This window comes from Labilibaculum manganireducens, assembly GCF_002843385.1.
GTDB lineage: Bacteria > Bacteroidota > Bacteroidia > Bacteroidales > Marinifilaceae > Labilibaculum > Labilibaculum manganireducens.
The window spans coordinates 87,953-106,242 of the sequence record NZ_MVDE01000001.1; the positions used below are offsets into that span (position 1 = coordinate 87,953).

12 protein-coding genes are annotated in these 18,290 nt (G+C 37.9%); all 12 read right to left on the reverse strand.

Annotated features, from left to right (window positions below; translation table 11 throughout):
* Positions 1–57: 57 nt before the first annotated feature.
* Positions 58–2,019, reverse strand: a complete 1,962-nt coding sequence (locus tag BZG01_RS00470) for a sialate O-acetylesterase (protein WP_180327152.1) — start codon at positions 2,017–2,019, stop codon at positions 58–60.
* Positions 2,020–2,087: 68 nt separating this feature from the next.
* Positions 2,088–2,228, reverse strand: a complete 141-nt coding sequence (locus tag BZG01_RS21470; RefSeq protein WP_180327153.1) for a hypothetical protein — start codon at positions 2,226–2,228, stop codon at positions 2,088–2,090.
* Positions 2,229–2,291: 63 nt separating this feature from the next.
* On the reverse strand, positions 2,292–2,927 hold the full coding sequence (locus BZG01_RS00475) for a GDSL-type esterase/lipase family protein (RefSeq protein ID WP_101307856.1): 636 nt from the start codon (positions 2,925–2,927) through the stop codon (positions 2,292–2,294).
* A 49-nt stretch (positions 2,928–2,976) separates the two neighbouring features.
* Positions 2,977–4,095, reverse strand: a complete 1,119-nt coding sequence (locus tag BZG01_RS00480) for an SGNH/GDSL hydrolase family protein (protein WP_101307857.1) — start codon at positions 4,093–4,095, stop codon at positions 2,977–2,979.
* Between the two features lie 89 nt (positions 4,096–4,184).
* Positions 4,185–5,558, reverse strand: a complete 1,374-nt coding sequence (locus BZG01_RS00485) for an MFS transporter (protein WP_101307858.1) — start codon at positions 5,556–5,558, stop codon at positions 4,185–4,187.
* Between the two features lie 93 nt (positions 5,559–5,651).
* Positions 5,652–6,863, reverse strand: coding sequence for a glycoside hydrolase family 27 protein (locus BZG01_RS00490; RefSeq protein ID WP_101307859.1), 1,212 nt, complete (start codon positions 6,861–6,863; stop codon positions 5,652–5,654).
* A gap of 5 nt (positions 6,864–6,868) precedes the next feature.
* Positions 6,869–8,068 (reverse strand): AGE family epimerase/isomerase, encoded by a 1,200-nt coding sequence (locus BZG01_RS00495; RefSeq protein WP_101307860.1) that lies wholly within the window; start codon positions 8,066–8,068, stop codon positions 6,869–6,871.
* Positions 8,069–8,126: 58 nt separating this feature from the next.
* Entirely contained in the window at positions 8,127–9,548 is a 1,422-nt protein-coding gene (locus BZG01_RS00500; protein ID WP_101307861.1) for a glycosyl hydrolase, read from the reverse strand.
* A gap of 96 nt (positions 9,549–9,644) precedes the next feature.
* The gene (locus BZG01_RS00505) at positions 9,645–11,924 is read right to left on the reverse strand and encodes an IPT/TIG domain-containing protein (protein ID WP_143470799.1); all 2,280 of its coding nucleotides are present in this window, start codon (positions 11,922–11,924) and stop codon (positions 9,645–9,647) included.
* A gap of 26 nt (positions 11,925–11,950) precedes the next feature.
* Positions 11,951–13,135 (reverse strand): glycan-binding surface protein, encoded by a 1,185-nt coding sequence (locus tag BZG01_RS00510; protein WP_180327154.1) that lies wholly within the window; start codon positions 13,133–13,135, stop codon positions 11,951–11,953.
* A 154-nt stretch (positions 13,136–13,289) separates the two neighbouring features.
* Entirely contained in the window at positions 13,290–15,011 is a 1,722-nt protein-coding gene (locus BZG01_RS00515; protein ID WP_218972970.1) for a RagB/SusD family nutrient uptake outer membrane protein, read from the reverse strand.
* 17 nt (positions 15,012–15,028) lie between these two features.
* Complete coding sequence (locus BZG01_RS00520) at positions 15,029–18,196, reverse strand: SusC/RagA family TonB-linked outer membrane protein (RefSeq protein WP_101307865.1); 3,168 nt, start codon at positions 18,194–18,196, stop codon at positions 15,029–15,031.
* Positions 18,197–18,290: the final 94 nt, after the last annotated feature.

Below are 18,290 nucleotides of genomic sequence, written 5' to 3' on the forward strand. Positions count from 1 at the left end.
GATTGTTGTGGTTTTGACAAAGTTTGTTTTGATATAAATCAATTAGTTCATCCGAATCTACAATTTCGCTTCAAAAGGACCCGCAGGCAATTTGGCAGAATTGATTAAGTTACAATCGGGATTGGAACTCCATGCGTAACGCACCGAAACAGGTTCTGCCACCTGATCCGAATTTAGAATGATTGTATTCTTATCGATTTTAGCCTTTGCCCAATGGTAAACTCCATCTTTTCCGGCAATGGCAAAACCTGTTACTTCCCTGTTATCCGAAACTGTGAGCCCTTTGTAACAATGATCAAATTCTACAACAAGAGAAGAGTTTTTAGCAAGCATCGCTTTATAAGTGGGCCCGCAATAAGGGATATTCCCGCCATAAACTTTGTTTCGAGCCCACAAAGCCAAACGTTTTCCAACATCCTGTTTGTTGCCCGGGTGAATGTTTTTAGCATCTCCTATATCAACAGCTACTGCCATTCCTGTATTTGGTAATTTAAGGGTTAACCGCTGCGCCTCGCGAAGTTCGGCCCAACTATCGTTCACAGGTTCTGTATTTCGCTTCAGATAAGAAGCGAGCTGCACGAAAATAAACGGAAAATCTTCTCCTCCCCATTTGCTTCTCCAGTCGTTAATCATAGCAGGAAATAATTCTTCGTACTGCTTTGCTCTGCCGGCATTGCTTTCTCCCTGATACCAAATTACACCACGAAAACTGTATGGAATTAAAGGATTAATCATGGCATTAAACAATACTGTTGGTTGATTGGGATCGTTTATTTCTATTGGAATTGTTTTGATGTCTTTTAAATTATATCCGACTTTGCATTTCCAGTTTTTAGCCAATTCCATTCTAAATCCATCTTCTGATGTTAAAGCAAAATGAGAAGCTTCTCCCATAAAACCTCCGGCACCACGATAGTCGGATAAACGAATTGCAATTACATTTTTACCGGGTTTTACCAGATTCGAGGCCAGCTTGTATTGTCTGGGAACATCCCATTCGGTGCTCTCTCCCACTTTTATACCATTAAACCATGTTTCATCAGCATCGTCAGGCGCGGCAATGTGCAAAGTCATTTCTTTATTTGCATTTTCATCAGAAATGCTGATGGTTTTTCTGAACCAAATACTTCCGTCAACAGATCCAATTTTAGTGCTTTCTACCATACCCGGCAGATTCATTGGCATCCAATCTGCATCATTCAAATCAACCGAAGCAAAAATGGTATCCTTACCATTAATTCCTTTGTCGGCCTCGCCTGTTTCCTGAATAAAAGCGGCAAGGTCTTTTTTGTATTTTAGTTGCAACTCTTCTTTGGATGCTGGATTTTTTTCAATTTGAAGTACTTTCTCCCGAAAATCAGCTATGCTTTTTAATGTTGAAGCACTTGTCCAGGCTTCGGCCACAGTACCTCCCCACGCAGACTGAATCAATCCAATAGGCATATTTAAATTTTCAAGTAAATCGCGACCAAAAAAGTAAGCAACTGCCGAAAATTCTTTACAGCTCTCGGGAGTGCATGTTTTCCATCCTTTCGATTCTATTTCTGTTTCAGGTTGAAAAGATGTGTTTCGATCAACCATAAAAAGGTGGAGGTTTGGAAGATCGGCATTGGCAACCTCCTCTTCAGCATTGTTAACATGAGCCCAATTGCCTAAAAGAGGCATTTCCATATTCGATTGACCGGAACAGATCCAAACTTCGCCCACATAAACATCTTTAATTTCCAATGTTTCATTTTTGGTTTTCACCGTCAGGTTATTCGGACCACCATAAACTTCAGAATCAAGTTCAATTTTCCATTTTCCTTTTTCATCTGAGACTGCTTGTTTATGCTGATCTCTGAAGAGAACAGTAATTTTTTCGTTAGCCGGAGCTTCACCAAATACGGAAACAGGCTTATCGCGCTGAATAACCATACCATCACCAAATAGCGGAGACAGAATTATTTCCTGAGCAAAACAGTTCGCGCCTGAAAATATCAGTGTGAACAAAAAAATGACAAATTTATAGCGTTTCATATGTTTATTATTTGTTTTTATTTGCCATATGGAACTTACCATATAATCATCTCCCTGTGTGTAGAAAGCTAAATACATGGACGTTTCATATGTTTATTATTTGTTTTTATTTGCCATATAGCCTGTCCCGAACTTGTTTCGGGAGAACTTACCACGCCGGGAATAATCATCTCACTGTGTGTAGAAAGCTTTATACATGGACGTTTCATATGTTTTTTAAATTTTATTATGAATTCAAAACCATGAACAAATTCCTTGAATCCATACTATTTCTATTTACTGATGGCCTCATCTACAATTTCAGCCATTCGTTTGTATCCAATTTTATTCGGATGAATTTTGTCCGGAAACAAATCTTCATTATTGTACATCGCAGAATGCAAATCAATCAATTTAACATCTCTTTGGGTTAAAATGGAATCGACAACAGGAATAACGCCATTTACAATAACTGAATCACGAATTCCCCAAACCTGAGCAAATGCACGCGGTGGATAACAAACAAAAATCTGCATTTTCGGATTGGTGGTTTTTAGAGTATCAATCATACTCAAATAATTGGAATAGAATTCATTGCCATATTGATCCCAATTCTGAGGCTTTGAATCATTGGTTCCCAATAAAATTACTGCAACATCTGCCTTGTACTGAAGAGCTTCGGTAAATGCACTTTCTTTCCAAAGTGGATAATCTCCTTTTTTCAACATGGTTCTGCCTCCAACACCAAAGTTTCTCACCTCTTTGTTTTCACCCAACATTGCGTTCATCTGATTTGGATAAGAATCCTGATTATCTCTTCCAAATCCTTGTGTAATACTATCGCCAATACATGCAATTTTAACAACCCGCTCCTGACAGCCAAACAAACAGAAGCAACTTAGAAGACTTACAATTAGAAATTTTCTCATTTTATCTTATTTAAATTAATTTATATCAAAAATATAAATCCATTTGGGCTTACCAACACATTAGTTTTCTAAGTTCCATTTCCAATTCGTCAGCAATCAAAGCATGATCATCAATATTGGGATGAGTACCACAACCTCTGATGTACCTTTTTTTAAAGAAATATTTACTCACTTTGTTATCTCCTTCACTCTTTCTTCTTTCTACTACGCTGTTGATGTATTTTTTCAGCACATCATTTAAAGTTTTATCGCCCATTGGACTTGTTAAACATACAATTTGTGTTTCCGGATAATAAGTTCTAATCAGCTTTATAAAATTTACGTAGGCATTACAAAACAAGGTAGAATCCTGAATCCCATCATTCTGCCCCAGGCAAATGGTCAGCACATCAGGAATGTATTTGTCAAAATCCCAATTTTTGCCATCAATACCCAAACTTGTCCGGTGAAATACTTCAGGTATTTCCGTTGATGATCCGCAACAACTATGAACCAGTCCAATTCCCGAAACAGAAGTCAAATGCCATTGTGCATTTAATCTTCTGGCCGTTCTCGGACCATAAGCCATATACGCATTGTGTTGATCGTACCATTCTGAAGTGCCGCATTTTTTATAGGATTCGTCGCTGCCCATACCGCATGTAATTGAATTTCCGATGCACTCAATCTTTCTTTCGGAAGATAATTTGCCGGGCATAATCGCTGCACAGTGAATCTCTTTTATTTTTATGTATCCGATACCAGCTTCGGTATCCTTGCAGATTAAAACCGTATGTTCGCCGGAATCTAAATTTGTCGGAAGAGAGATTGTATCCAACTTTCCACTAAGTCTGATGCGGTTCTCAATTGAATTATCAATTACCAATTCTATAAAATTATGATTTCCCCATAGGTTTTCATCCTCAATAATAAACCGGCAGGAATTCCCCTTAAAACGAAACCGGAGATAAGCTCCAGGAGCCCACACCTTTGGGTATTGACCACTAAAGTCCCAGCGACCTATGTATTCTATATTTTCATTCGAAAGATTCACTGATGCTAAATCAGATTCGCAATTCTGATTTTGAGAAGCAGCAGACGAAATAAAATTAGAAGTCCCATTTTGTCCCAATGCTGAAAAATGCATGCCTATTACCAATCCTAATATGTATAAATATTTTGTCCTCATTACTATTCTCTAATTTACTTCAACAAGATGTTTTTAACTGCTTTCAATTCCATAGGTGTCTTTTCCTGTAAAAGACACTTCAACTTATATTATTGACGCTTTTCAGCCAATTCGGAAATTACCTGTTTCATATATTTATCGCTCAATTTATACAGCAATAAAAACAGAGCAGAAAGCGCGGCACCAATGGCTGGATAAATACTAATCATCAAGCGAATTCCTTTTAATGATTCGAAAGATTGTTCAGCATTGGCCTCGAAACCATAAGCGGCCAACAGCCAACCTGTAACGGCACCTCCAAGTGTCCATCCCATTTTTTGCGACATTGAGGAAGATGAAAACACCAATCCAGTAGCACGTCGTCCGGTTTTCCATTCCGAATAATCGGCAATATCAGCATACATCGACCAGATTAACGGCAATACAATTCCTGCGGTAATTCCGATAAAGATATTGAGTAGGAAGATCAGACCAATTTGTTCTGGTTGCAGCCAATATAGGGCAATACTGAAGAATGATGCCAAAACCATTGCTCCAATAAAGGTTTTCTTCTTTCCTATTCTTGCTGAAACGGGTTTCGCCAGCAAAACTCCTATCATATTTGTTACCAACCAAATGGTCATATATGCACCCGCCAGCTTATCCCACTTCATTTCTCCAAGTAAAGGAATGGTTTGATCTTTGATAAAATACTTGAAATAATACATGATACTTCCATCGCGAAGAGAATTGAAGATCAGCACAGCAATACCGGCGCCAAGCATAATAAACCACTGTGCATTTTTCCCCAAATCTTTTACATCTTTCCAAATCGAATTTTTCACTTCCAATGGCTTTACTCTCTCTTTTGTCCACAAATAGGTCATGATGAAAAAGAAAGCTGCAACAACAGCATAAATTGCAACAGAATATTGATAGCTGCCCGCTTCACTTGAACCTATTTCCCTAAAAAAATCCAATAAGTAAGGAATGGAAGCAGTCATGAAGATTCCGCCGGAATAGGCACCAATAAATCTGAAGGAAGCCAAAGATGTTCTTTCATCCGAATTATCAGTCATTACTCCCATTAAGGAAGAATAAGGAACATTAATTGCCGTGTACACCATCATCATTAAGGTGTAAGTTACATAGGCGTATATCAATTTCCCTGACGGACCAAATTCCGGAGTGGAAAAGGTTAAAACCCCAATAATTCCAAACGGAATGGCAACCCATAAAAGGTAGGGTCTGAATTTTCCTTTCGAAGTACTGGTTCTATCTGCAACAATTCCCATAATCGGGTCATTCAATCCATCCCACAAACGAGTCAACAACAACATTGTACCCACTGATGCAGGAGATAACTCAACCACATCAGTATAAAAAATCATGAGAAACATGGAGAAGATCTTCCAAAACATAGAAGATGCAAAATCGCCAAAACTATATCCAATTTTTTCTTTTAAACAGATTTTCTGATCCATTCTATTCGCTTTTAGTGGAGCTGCGTATAAATACTCCAGATAGGTTCGTACTTGCAAAAGCCATTCAACACAGCTTCCCGTTTGCTGGTTTTATTATTTCTGAGGACTAAGTTTTAGCAGTAAAACATCATGCCCTTTAATTTTTGATTCAAGATTTTTATTGGTTAACCCGATATTTTTGGATGCATACAGATCATACATGGAGTAACTTTTGTATTTCTTTTCCAATTGTTTGTGAGTTAGCTGATCGTTTATTGGATGTTTCCACCAATCATAAGAAAGTTGTAATTCCTCTTTACTCATGTTAACAAAAGCCACAGCCCATTCTTCATTGGCGAGAGGTTTTACCCATATTTCCAAATCAGGACTTTTCAGATGGCAATAAGCTTGAATTCCCAAAACATCCTGATTGACAGCTATAACATTTTTGTTTTCGATTGTTTTCAAAGTTTCACCAGACATAGTGCGAAGGTCGTTTCCTAAAATCAGAGGTGAGGTCAACAAACTCCACATGGCCAAATGTACACGATCTTCCGAATCGGTCATGCCATTCCCCACCTCCATCATATCCAAATCGTTCCAATGCCCCGGGCCTGCATATTTCCGGAGATCTTTACGAAGATTAATAATTGGCCAGATTCCTCGCGATGACCAGTTTCCATGACCGACTTCACAATCCCAGCAATTGGTAATATCGCCGGTAACGCGCCATAAATGTCCCATTTCTTCGCCCCATTTCCATGGCTCGTTATCTCCCCATTCGCAAATACTGAAAACAATTGGACGGCCTGCTGCATACAAGGCATCCCGCATGGTTTGGTATGCTCCTTTTGCATTTATGTTCTCGGTATTGCACCAGTCGTATTTCAAAAAATCAATTCCCCATTCTGCATAAAGTTTGGCATCCTGATATTCAAAACCACGGCTACCAGGATAACCAGCACAGGTTTGATTTCCGGCACATTCGTACAAACCAAATTTTAAACCTTTTGAATGCACATAATCAACAATGGATTTTATTCCTCCAGGAAATTTCTTTGGATCCGGAACGAGATTGTTATTTTCATCTCTTTCCTTAGCCATCCAGCCGTCATCCAATACAATATATTCGTATCCGGCATCTTTTAATCCTAATTCAACAAAAGCATCAGCGGTTTGCATCACCAACTGCTCATTTATATCTGTACCAAAAGTATTCCAGCTATTCCAACCCATGGGAGGAGTTAAGGCCATTTTTTTTGCTTTCTGAGCATTCGCGCAAATGCTGAACGCAATCATTATTAGTAATAGAAACGATTTTCTCATTCTGATTATTCTTTTAGTCTGCTATAACTTTCAATTAGTGCTCTGGTATTATGGTACGGGCATTTCCAAAATCCTACTTTGCAATCACCGGCTACAGGTTTTCCTGCTGCATCAACCCGCCAAAACCATTCTCCACCCTTACCATCTTTAATATTGGCTTTAACAAATGTCCATATTTGAATGGCTCTGTCTAAATACTTTTTATTTCCTGTTATTTTGTAAGTATCCACCAAGCCTATAATCGCCTCGGCTTGAACCCACCAGTGCTTATCTTTATCAATAACCCCATCAATTTTCTCGTAAAAAACACTGCCATCACTATCCATTCCGTCATGAATAACTTTATCGGTTACCTGAACGGCTATTGTTTCCATATTCTCAATCCATTTCTCATCATGAATCACTCTTGCCGCATCACTAAGCAACCATGCTGATTCAATATCATGTCCAAATGATATTTCATTGGATTTTACTGTCCAATCCATATCAAAAAACAATTGAAACTGAAAAGTTTGTTGATTAAGAATCCGATCGTAAAATATCGACAACAAATCTTTAATACTGTTCTTCACTTCAGCATTATTCCAAACCCGATAAAGATTGGTATAGGGTTCAATAATATGAAGATTCGTATTCATTGACTTTGGCTCATTTGCATCTTTTTCACTCAAGCGCATATCATCCAACATCTGCCAGTCTCTGCCCAAAGCCTCAATATAACCACCAAATTCATTGTCTTTGTATTTACTTTCCAGCAAATGAAAAAGATTTATTGCCTGTTTAAGACTGTTTTCGTCATTGGAAGCTTTATAATATTCCGAAAAAGCATAAATACCAAATCCTTGCGCATAGGCTTGTTTTCTGTCATTCACAACCTCTCCTGCTGCATCAACAGCCCAAAACAAACCACCATTCTCATGATCCAAAAAACAGGCAAGAATATAATCAAAAGCCCGCTTGGCTATTTCAAGATATCTCTCATTTTTACTATGGTTATATGCGGATGAAAATGTCCATAAAATTCTTGTGTTTAGTACAACTCCCTTTGCAATCCCATTATTGACTTCACTGGTATTGGAAATCTCACTATAAAAACCACCATTATATTTATCAATTGTACTTTCTGCCCAATAATCAAGTATATCGAACCATTCTTGTTTAATCTCACATAGGAATTGCTCCAGTGAATTATTTTTTTCTCTCATCATCAATCTATTAATCCGTTTGGGGATTCACATTAAAATAAAACATCCTTTAAACATTCTACTTTAAATCAGGCATTTGATCTCGTGTAATCACATACGTATTGCTAAAAGCATTCGTCCACCAAGCAGCATTGGCATGTTCATGATCGGTACCCGCAAAATCTGATTCATTTGTATCATTTGTTCTTTCGTAATCGTACCAAGGCATAAAATAAGACCATTTAGCTCCGGCATTCCATTGTTCAGAAACATCAGCCGTGTTGCCACATTCACTTAGAGTGATCATTTTAGTAGGATAAGTTTGCTGAATTGTATTGAATTCATCAGCAATAGAAGCCGCTTCAGCATTATTATAAATGTCTCTTCCCACAATATCAACATAGTTGTCACCAGGATAGAAGGCGTTGTCTTTTGTTTGTGTAGTCCACACCCATATCAAATTATTTAGTCCTTGAGCTTTAAAATAATCGAACATAAAAACCCAAAGTTCTTTGTAGGTATCTGCACCGTCAGTACCCCACCAAAACCAAGCTTCACCATTCGTATATTCATATGTATTACCTGCAGCTTCGTGCAATGGCCGCCAAATAACAGGGATGTTTTTAGCCTGAAGCAACTTTAAGTATCCAACTATTTCTTCTAAATCAGCTTTGGCAGCCGCATTTTCCCAGGTGCCATCTATTGTAACATTTAAAGCCTTAAAAGTTGTTTCTTCCGGTTTATAAGTATCATCTGCAGAACCTTCGTAGGTAGGAACAATCCAGTGCCATCCAGCACTTATGATCCCATTGTTGTTCCACCAATCCTCAACAACAGAAATGTCAGAATAATCAACCCAATCGGCAGGAGAATAAGGCAAATGAACGTAATCAAAAGTTGCAATTGCAGGATATTTCCCTGTATGCTGTTTCACCCATTCGGCCTCGTTGATGTTCCAGTTCACATTGGCCATTGCAGAGGAAATTATTTTTTCCCCATAGTTCTCCTTTAAAAAGGAATACAGATTTGTGGCTTCCGGGGAAGGATTATCAACAGCAAGCTTATTTGTAATATCTACAGCCTGGCCTGCAGCAGTTGTAAAACTTATTGAAATTTGGGCTGAATTTACTGCCCCGTTTACTACTTTTAAAGCCAAGGCATCAATGAGCAGGGTATATTCTGTTTCAGGCTGAAGAGTTGAAAAAGTTACCGTTAAAACATTTTCTTCAGCAGTTACAGTGCTTACAACATTATTATTTAAGTGAAATTTGGATTCTGAAACAACAATAAGGTTGCTTTCGAACACTAATTGCATAGCGGTTGTTTTTGTATCTACCTCTGCAGCTCCATCTGCAGGAATTGAACTTACCAAATGTGGAGGTTCAAGTACATCAGGCTCATCCGGGCTGCTTTCTGCACCGCACGAAAAAATAAAAAGTACAGATAAAGCAAGCAACATACTTTTCACTACTTGATTATATAAGAATCTTTTTTGCAGCATTATTGTTTATTTTAACCTTATTGCCAATTTTCTCTTTCGAGAAAAAGGCAATAAGGTTTATTGAAAAAATAAATTCAAAATTGTGTTATAATTTAATTATGACCTGATAGAAACCTCGGTCGCAGTATAATCATGACCACTAATTATCAATCCTCCCGATTGTAATGATGTTAAAATATCAGCAGTAATGGTTAATTCAAAATCTCCCGTTATGTCGAAGTAATCCGTTCCGGCAGCTATTTCTGTCCATGAGCCATTTTTAAACGAACCTTGCGCCCCAGTCTGAACATCTGAGGATTTTACGTGAATTACATCGCCCACATTAGCAGAAGCAAAGAGATCTGCGGATAATTGAATATTCCCAGACCAATCACCAGGCATAACTTGTGAGCCTGTCCATATTGTTTCAGAAGCAGAAGCCTCGAAAGTAATAACAGTCACCTTAGAAATAACCAAATTTTGCCCTTGTATTGCTGCAGCGGTTTCAGACCATCCATCACTTGTATTTAATATCTGATCCAGAAATCCTTGTGTCAACTCCATCTCGTAAGATGTTTGTGCTTCATCAGTAAACTCAAGCATAGCCTGTTGTCCCCAATTCGCATCATTTATCTGCATTCGTCCGGGAGTACCTGAAACTGTAAAATAAAATTTCAATATCGAACCGGCTTTCACTCCATTAAAAGAAGGTTTGTAAAGACGAAATGCTCCACCAGCATCTTCATTTGCCCATGATCCTAAATCATGAGTCTCATTCATAATCACAGTTTCGATACTACTTACGCCAATTACCGAAATTGTATATGAAATACTTCCTGTTGCAGAAATCAAAGTTAACTCGGTTTTGCCACTAGCCTTACTTGGAATAAACACATACATATTGGTTCCTTCAACAAAAGAACTAGTTGTATTGCCATCCACTTTTACTTCTGTTAATGCACCACCATTTACTACATCAATTGAGAATACTTTACCCGAATTAATCTCTGTTTCGGAATCAGGTAGTACCGGAATGTAGCAATAATCAGGACTATTTACAGTTACAGAAGAAGTGTTAACGACAGCTCCATTAATCATTGTCAGGATCAGCTCACCCGTTGTGGCCTCCATAGGAACAGTAACAGTGATACTTGTGCTGGATTCGGGAGTTATATCAACCGTTAAATCATTCCCAAAAGTAACCGACTTCACCAAATCTAAATCAGTACCGGTAATCGTGATGTCGTTATTTGCATCAACCGGGTTTGGAGTCACATCTGCTGCGATTGGCTTTACCAACACAATAGCATCAGTTGAAGCACTTTTACCTGAAGCGGTATTAAGAACAACAACTCCGTCCATTGCATCATTCGGTATAACAACAGTAATACCGGTTCCATTATAGGTGAAATCTGTAATTGCAGTTCCTCCTGTAAACTGTACCGAAGTTGTTAAATCAAGGTCAGATCCGGTAATAAGCACTTCAAGTCCTGCTCTGTAACGACTTACTGCAGCAATAGTAAGTGCTGATGGAATAACTGTTGTTACGGATTCCGAACTAATTACTTCCACACCGGAATATGCCTTCAAGGTAATAGGTCCATCCTGAATATAAGCAGAGCTTACAATCTCTATTGAGGTTGAGCTAACGGATACAAAATCTTTAGCCACAACTGAAGAATCTCCGGAAAAAATTATTTCTGATACCAAATCAAGATTTGCTCCACTAATCATTACGTTTTCACCAGCCTTAACAAGCGTTGGCGAGAAACTCGTTAGAGTTGGCTGTGAAATGCTTAGTTCCAAATCTGAATAAAGTTGATTCTCGTGAATATCTTCCACGATGATTTTACCGGAAACAGCCTCTTTTGGGACTTTTACAACAATTTCTTTACGAGACTGTGACACAAAATCAGCTGAATCAACACTTGCATTTCCCTGAAAAACGACCTTTACAATATTATTAAGGTAATCACCACTAATTGTTACCTCTTCTCCTTCCCGAACAGCTGTTTCTACCGGCAAAATTGAAGTGATCGAATAAGGTTCTGTATACCCAATTCTTGATTTGGTTGTAATAGATCCTCCTTTATATTTTAAAGTTACAAGACCAGGTTCAGCCTCTTGCGGCACTGTAATGGTTATTTCAGAACTACTAACTACAGTGATATTGCTTACCTCGATATTATCCGGTAAAACTACAGAGGTAACTAAGTCCAGATCCTGTCCGATAAAATGAATATCACTACCACGTAAAACCGGGCTTGGACCAAACGAATACAGCTCAACACTTCCCCCATTATCATCGTCTTTGTCGCAGGAAACAACAAAGATGCCAGCCAATAGTGTAAAGCATATTAATGCTATACGTAATCGATTATATATATTATTTTTCATAACTAAAATTCGTTTTTGTTCGATTTTTACTCTTTACTATTCACAAGGCGAACATTATCAATCCACATTTTCAACCCGAATTCGGTAGTTGATTCATTAACAGCTCCAAACCACATTATATTTAAATTCTGAAGTTCACCCAGACTTGTTATAGCACGATCTGCTTCTGATTCATCTTTGCTATATATAAAATCGGAAATTGGCATGACTACAGTAATCCAATCATCGGTAACATAATTCTCAGAAACGCCGTTATTGTTGTATGGTTTCCAGTGATATTGAGCATTGGAACCATCTACATTGTGGCTGCCGTCATTATCAAACCAAATTAACATTGGAGTATCATGCCACTCATGACAATAACATTCAAATTTCAATACATAATCACTTGCATCCCCCTCTGAAACAAGAGGCTGTGCATTAGGATTAATGTATAATAATTGAATTGCATTTGCAGGCCATGCCCAGGAACCAGTTGTTCCTTCAAAATTCACATAACTGCCCGAAATTCCATTTTCAGAGGCAAAATCAGATAATCCCCAACTATTCCATGCTGTTGGATTTTCTCCATCAATAAAAATATCAGCGTCATCTCTAAAAACAAAAGATGTGCGCTCTGTCCCATAATCATTTGTTACAGTAATGTAACCTTTCATCGTTCCGTTTGGCACGACAGCGGTAATATATTCGTCGGTAAACTCAAGCACTTCAGCCTGCAAATTACCTGGAAATAAAACTTTAATATCACCATTTGCGGTTGGGAAAAAGTATGAACCATAAATCGTAATTTCGGCAGCATCTTTTGCCCATTCGCAGCTTACTGATTTAATCTTTGGAGGAGTAATTTTAGTTGTGAAATTATAAACCAAACTTTTACCCGAAGAAGTATTTAATGTAATCGTATTTGTTACTTCATCAGGAATAGATCCAGGTACTGTAACAACTATTGAATGTGATGTTACAAAGTTTGGATTTAATTTAGCTTGTTGATCATTAAAATAAACCGATACAACACCTTGCAGGTCCTTTCCTATTATTGCAATGGTTTGCCCCATTGAAGCACTTACAAGTAAAGAGTCCGAAGCTGCTGCATCGGTAGGGCGTACGTATTGAATGGAAGGTGTACCTCCATCACTATCATCATCATTACAGGCAGTAACACCAAGTATTACTACAAATAGTAATGATAATATTTTTAGTATGTTTTTCATATGATTATAATTTGTTTTTGATTTGCCATATGGAACTTGCCATGCAGGAATAATCATCTTCCTGTTTGTCAAAATCGCTTTGGCATGGACGTTTCATATGTTTATTTTTTTCTTATCCTTAATGATAAGGAGTTTACTATAGTCACAATACATGCTATTCACTATAATAGTCAACAGCACCTTCAAGCAAGATAGGAGCTTTAGTAGTTACCTCTGCTGGTAAACTAATATACATTGAAGAACTATTGAAAACGATATTATTAACTCGTTCTCCATCCCATTCTCCATTGTCAGTAGTTTCCCATCCTATTATATAAGAGTTTCGATCGTTCTCCAGAACATATTTGTCTGCAGTAGATAATCCTTCCTGATCAATACTATTGTAATCGAATACATACAACTGATCTCTTTTCATGCTATTTAAATATTCTATAGCTGCAGTGTTGTTTCTATAGTAGTAACGTTTTATATCGTACCATGAATTGGCCTCAAAAGCAAATTCCTTACGACGCTCTTTAATCAAATCAATGTAAGTTAAAGGAGCAGAAACATTGTAACCGGCACCATGAGTATCCAATACCTTATTGATGTACCCAACAGCGGCTGCATCAGAGGTTGTTTCGCTTAAACCCATTGATGCTTCGGCATAAAGAAAGTAAACATCAGAAAGGCGTTGAACGTAGATATTGTTCCCTGCATCCTGATTTGTTCCAACCTGTCCTCCTGTATCAGCAGATTTTCCGATAACATACTTTTTAATGTGTGCCAACATCCCATTAGTGGATTCTACCTGCGTATCTAAATCTTCAGGATCGCGGTATGAGAATTGGTATGTATATCCGCCATTGGCCTTGTCCATATTCTCATAGTTATCTCCATAGGTCATATAAGTCCATTTACGGCGGGCATCATTAGGGTGTTCTTCAAAAAGTTCCTGAAGAGAAATGGTTGGGCCCTTACCTGCTCCCCATGTTTGGTCGGCAATACGAGATCCCCGGCTCCAATTCACATTTCGTGAATTACCATCGCCATAATTTCCTACCATACATTGAATAGAAAAAAGAGATTCAGAACAGTTATTCGCTTCCACATCAAACATTGTAGAAAAGTTATCATACAAAGCAAGGTTCGAATCTTCAATCACCTGGCGGGCATATTCCTTGGCTAAGCTAAAGTATTCGCTATTCCCCTCATAAGCTCCTCTTGTTACATAAACTTTTGCCAACATCCCTAAGGCCGACCATTTTGTTACGCGACCTTCTTCATCTGTTTTCGGAAGAATACCTGCCGCAAACTCCAGATCTTCACACATAAACCTATATAGGCTTGATTGTGTATGTTTATTTACATAAATATCAGCAACGTTTCCCGAAGTAATTAACTCTGTGGCATTTTCAATAATTGGCGCTTCCCCCCAGTTTTCAGCTATAAAATAATAAGCAACAGCTCTCATATAACGGGCTTCGCCAAGCGCTTTCTGTATTACGTCTTCTGAAACACCGTTTTCGCGTGCAGACGATGGCATATCATTTATAATCGAGTTAGAAAAAGAAACTACCCGATACAAACCTTCCCAACCCGTATTATTAAATTTATTACCAGCTCCTACTTTGTTATAATAAAACTGACCTTCGGCATCATAGGTATAATACAAATCACCTGCTAATTCGTCTCCGGCAAGCCACATAAACTGAGAATGAAAATCCCACCAAACACTACCATAAAGCGATGCGGTATTGGCCCGAACATTAGCTTCAGAAGTATAATAATTTTCTGCTACAAGCGAATCCTGTGGCACCACAGTCAGAAAATCATCACAACCACTCATTGTCATTACAACAATCAAAAAATATATGATTTTAAATAAATTCTTCATTTTCTTCATTTTTTAGTTTAAAATCCAACATTAATACCAAAAGTATAAGTACGAGGAGTTGGATAACGTCCCATATCAATATTTTGATACAATGCAGATTGGTTGTAAGCTCCAACTTCAGGGTCGTAACCAGAATAATTTGTCCACGTAAAGACATTTTGCACAGTTCCATAAATTTTAGCACTATTCAAACCCACCAACATAAGAGCCGATTTTGGGATGCTGTATCCAAGTGTAATATTGGATATCCTTAAATAACTGCCATCTTCAATCCAACGATCACTCATTCTGGTGTTCCTGTTAAAATCGTTGGTTGACGGACGAGGAATATTTGCTTCCGGGTTTAAAAGGTATGCATTACCAGAACCATCGGAACCAACCTGAGCACGATTAACAACAGCCTTTGACTGATTGTCCCAAATTGAGGTCATTCCCTCTGTTCTTACGCGTGAAAAATTTAAAACATCACCTCCATAAACACCGTTTATCCCAACGGCTAATTCAAAGTTTTTATAGCTGAAATTATTAGTAAATCCGAATGTAAATTCAGGATTAGGATCTCCTATTACAGTTTGGTCGTTATCATCGATAACTCCATCAGAATTTAAATCCTGGAATTTGATATCACCTACATAAACACCTGTTTTCTGATTGTATAAATTCAGATCAGAATTTCCCGGATCTTCGACTTGAACAGGTGAGTTTAATATATCTTCTTCATTGGTAAATAAACGATCAGTTTTGTATCCATAATACACTCCCATCGGTTGACCAACCATAATAGCTGTTGCTGTTTGAAATTCACTCCACCAATCCAAATTTCCATAAAGTACCTGAGAATCATCATTCAAAGCAAGTACCTTATTTCTGTTTACTGAAACAACAACATCAGAAGTCCATTTAAAACTATCATTCGATATATTTACAGTATTTAAAGATATCTCAACACCTTGGTTTCGGGTCTCTCCTATATTAACATAAGGAGCTGCAATTCCTGAATATTCATCTTTATCCCCCAAATAGGAAGGAATTGAAACCTGCATCAATAGGTCTTTTGTTGATTTCCGATACATATCAACAGTTAGAGAAATTCTGTTTTGAATAATTCCCATGTCAATACCAGCATTGTATTGTTGAGATGCTTCCCATTTTAGTTTTGGATTGGATACATTGGCCAATCGGTAAGCTGTTCCCAAAGGAGTAGTCATAGTATGCATAGCAGAACCGTATTTATAGGTTCCAATATTGCTGTTACCTACCATACCGTAACCTAATCTTAATTTCAAGTTGCTGACTAATTCAAAATCCTTAAGAAATGATTCCTGCGAAACTCTCCATGCAACAGCGGCAGAAGGGAAATACCCCCATTTGTTATCTCCTCCAAACTTAGAAGATCCATCCGCACGCATTGTTGCAGTTAATAAGTATCTATTGTCATAATTATAGTTAAGTCGACCAAACACAGAAGAACTGGTTGCTTCGTCTTTCCATCCATCATTAGACACAAAATCGCCGTCTTCTGTCATTACAAAAATATCATCCGTTGTAAAACCTTGTTTAATAAACTGAGTACCTTCCCATGCGCTTTTAGACATCTCAACACCAGCCATGATATTAAAACCATGTTTTTCGAGCTTGAAATTGTAAGTGGCATAATTTTTCCACAACCAGTAAACAGAGTTGTCTTCGCGCTGCATCATCTTATTAAGGTTGGATTCAATCAGACCGAAATCGTAGGTTGGAATAAAACTTTTATTTTTATTACTTGATATATCATAACCAAACTCACTTCGGATGTTCAGATTTTTCACCGGATCGATTGACAAATACACATTCCCCATTGCACGATTTCGAGCCAATGTATTGTTTTGCATTTTGGCTAACCAAACCGGATTGTACTGAGAGGCGCCGTTAATATCACCAGGACCAGCCCAAGTACCATCAAAGTTGAATACAGGTACCGATGGCTGCATGGTTAAAGCCTGCATAATTACACCATCGGTACCATCCTGACGCGTTATTGTTTCATCGGTATGTGTAACGGCAAGAGACGCGCCCATTTTAAGCCATTTACGAACCTCTCCATCAACATTAAGACGTGAATTATATCGTTCAAAACCAGAACCAAATATGATACCATCCTGATTCATATATCCAACACTGGCGGCAAGTTTGAATTTTTCTGATCCTGCGGTTAATGATAACTGATGCGATTGCAATGGTGCAGTTCTAAAAATTGCATCCTGCCAATCTGTACCTTCGCCCAAAATAGAGGGATCTTTGTATGCCTCATCAACCGGTTGTTGGATAAATTCCCCAAGTTCAACCTGATATTGTGCATAATCTCTCAGATTCATCATATCAATCGTTTTGGCAACTTTTTGAAATGCCATATAGCCTTCGTAGCTAATCTTTGCCTCACCGGATTGCCCCCTTCGGGTTTGAATAATTACAACGCCATTGGCCCCTGCTGCACCATATATTGCTGTAGCTGATGCATCTTTTAAAACATCCATGGATACGATATCTGATGGCGAAATAGTAGATAAAGGATTCACCTTTGTTTGTCCACCAGTTCCACCAGCCCAAGCAAAACCACCAATTTCTGATCCTTCACCGCTAAATGGAATACCATCAATAACATAAAGTGGTTCGTTGGAATTGTTGATTGATGAAGCCCCACGTATTCGAATAGATGCAGCTCCACCAGGAGCTCCGGAGTTTTGAGTAACCTGAACACCAGCCAGTCTTCCTTTAAGCATTTGGTCGGCATTCGAAATGGTCATTCCCTTAAGCTCGTCTGTTTTTACAGAACTAACAGCTCCTGTCAAATCACTTTTTTTCATCTTACCATACCCAACAACTACGACTTCATCCAAACCTTCTGTTTCAACTTCCATTTTCACATTCAACGAAGTAAGTTTAGATGCATCGATAATTTTGTCTTTAAAACCAATAAAGGAAAATACAAGAACTGTTTTTCCCTCTGGAATAGAGAAACTATAATTTCCGTCAACATCGCTGATTGTACCTTGTGTAGTACCTTTAATTACGATGGAAACTCCCGGTAATGGGAGCATTTGATCATCTGTTATTGTCCCGGTTATTGTTTTATTTTGTCCGTAAGCCAATTGCTGTGAACAAAACAAAAAAACAATAACCAAGATTTGTAGACTCTTGTTCATAAAATATAGATTTAAATTTAAATGGTTAAATTTATTTACACATTACACTCTGTAATTGTATTTTACTCATCATTATTTAACAGTTACAAAAACA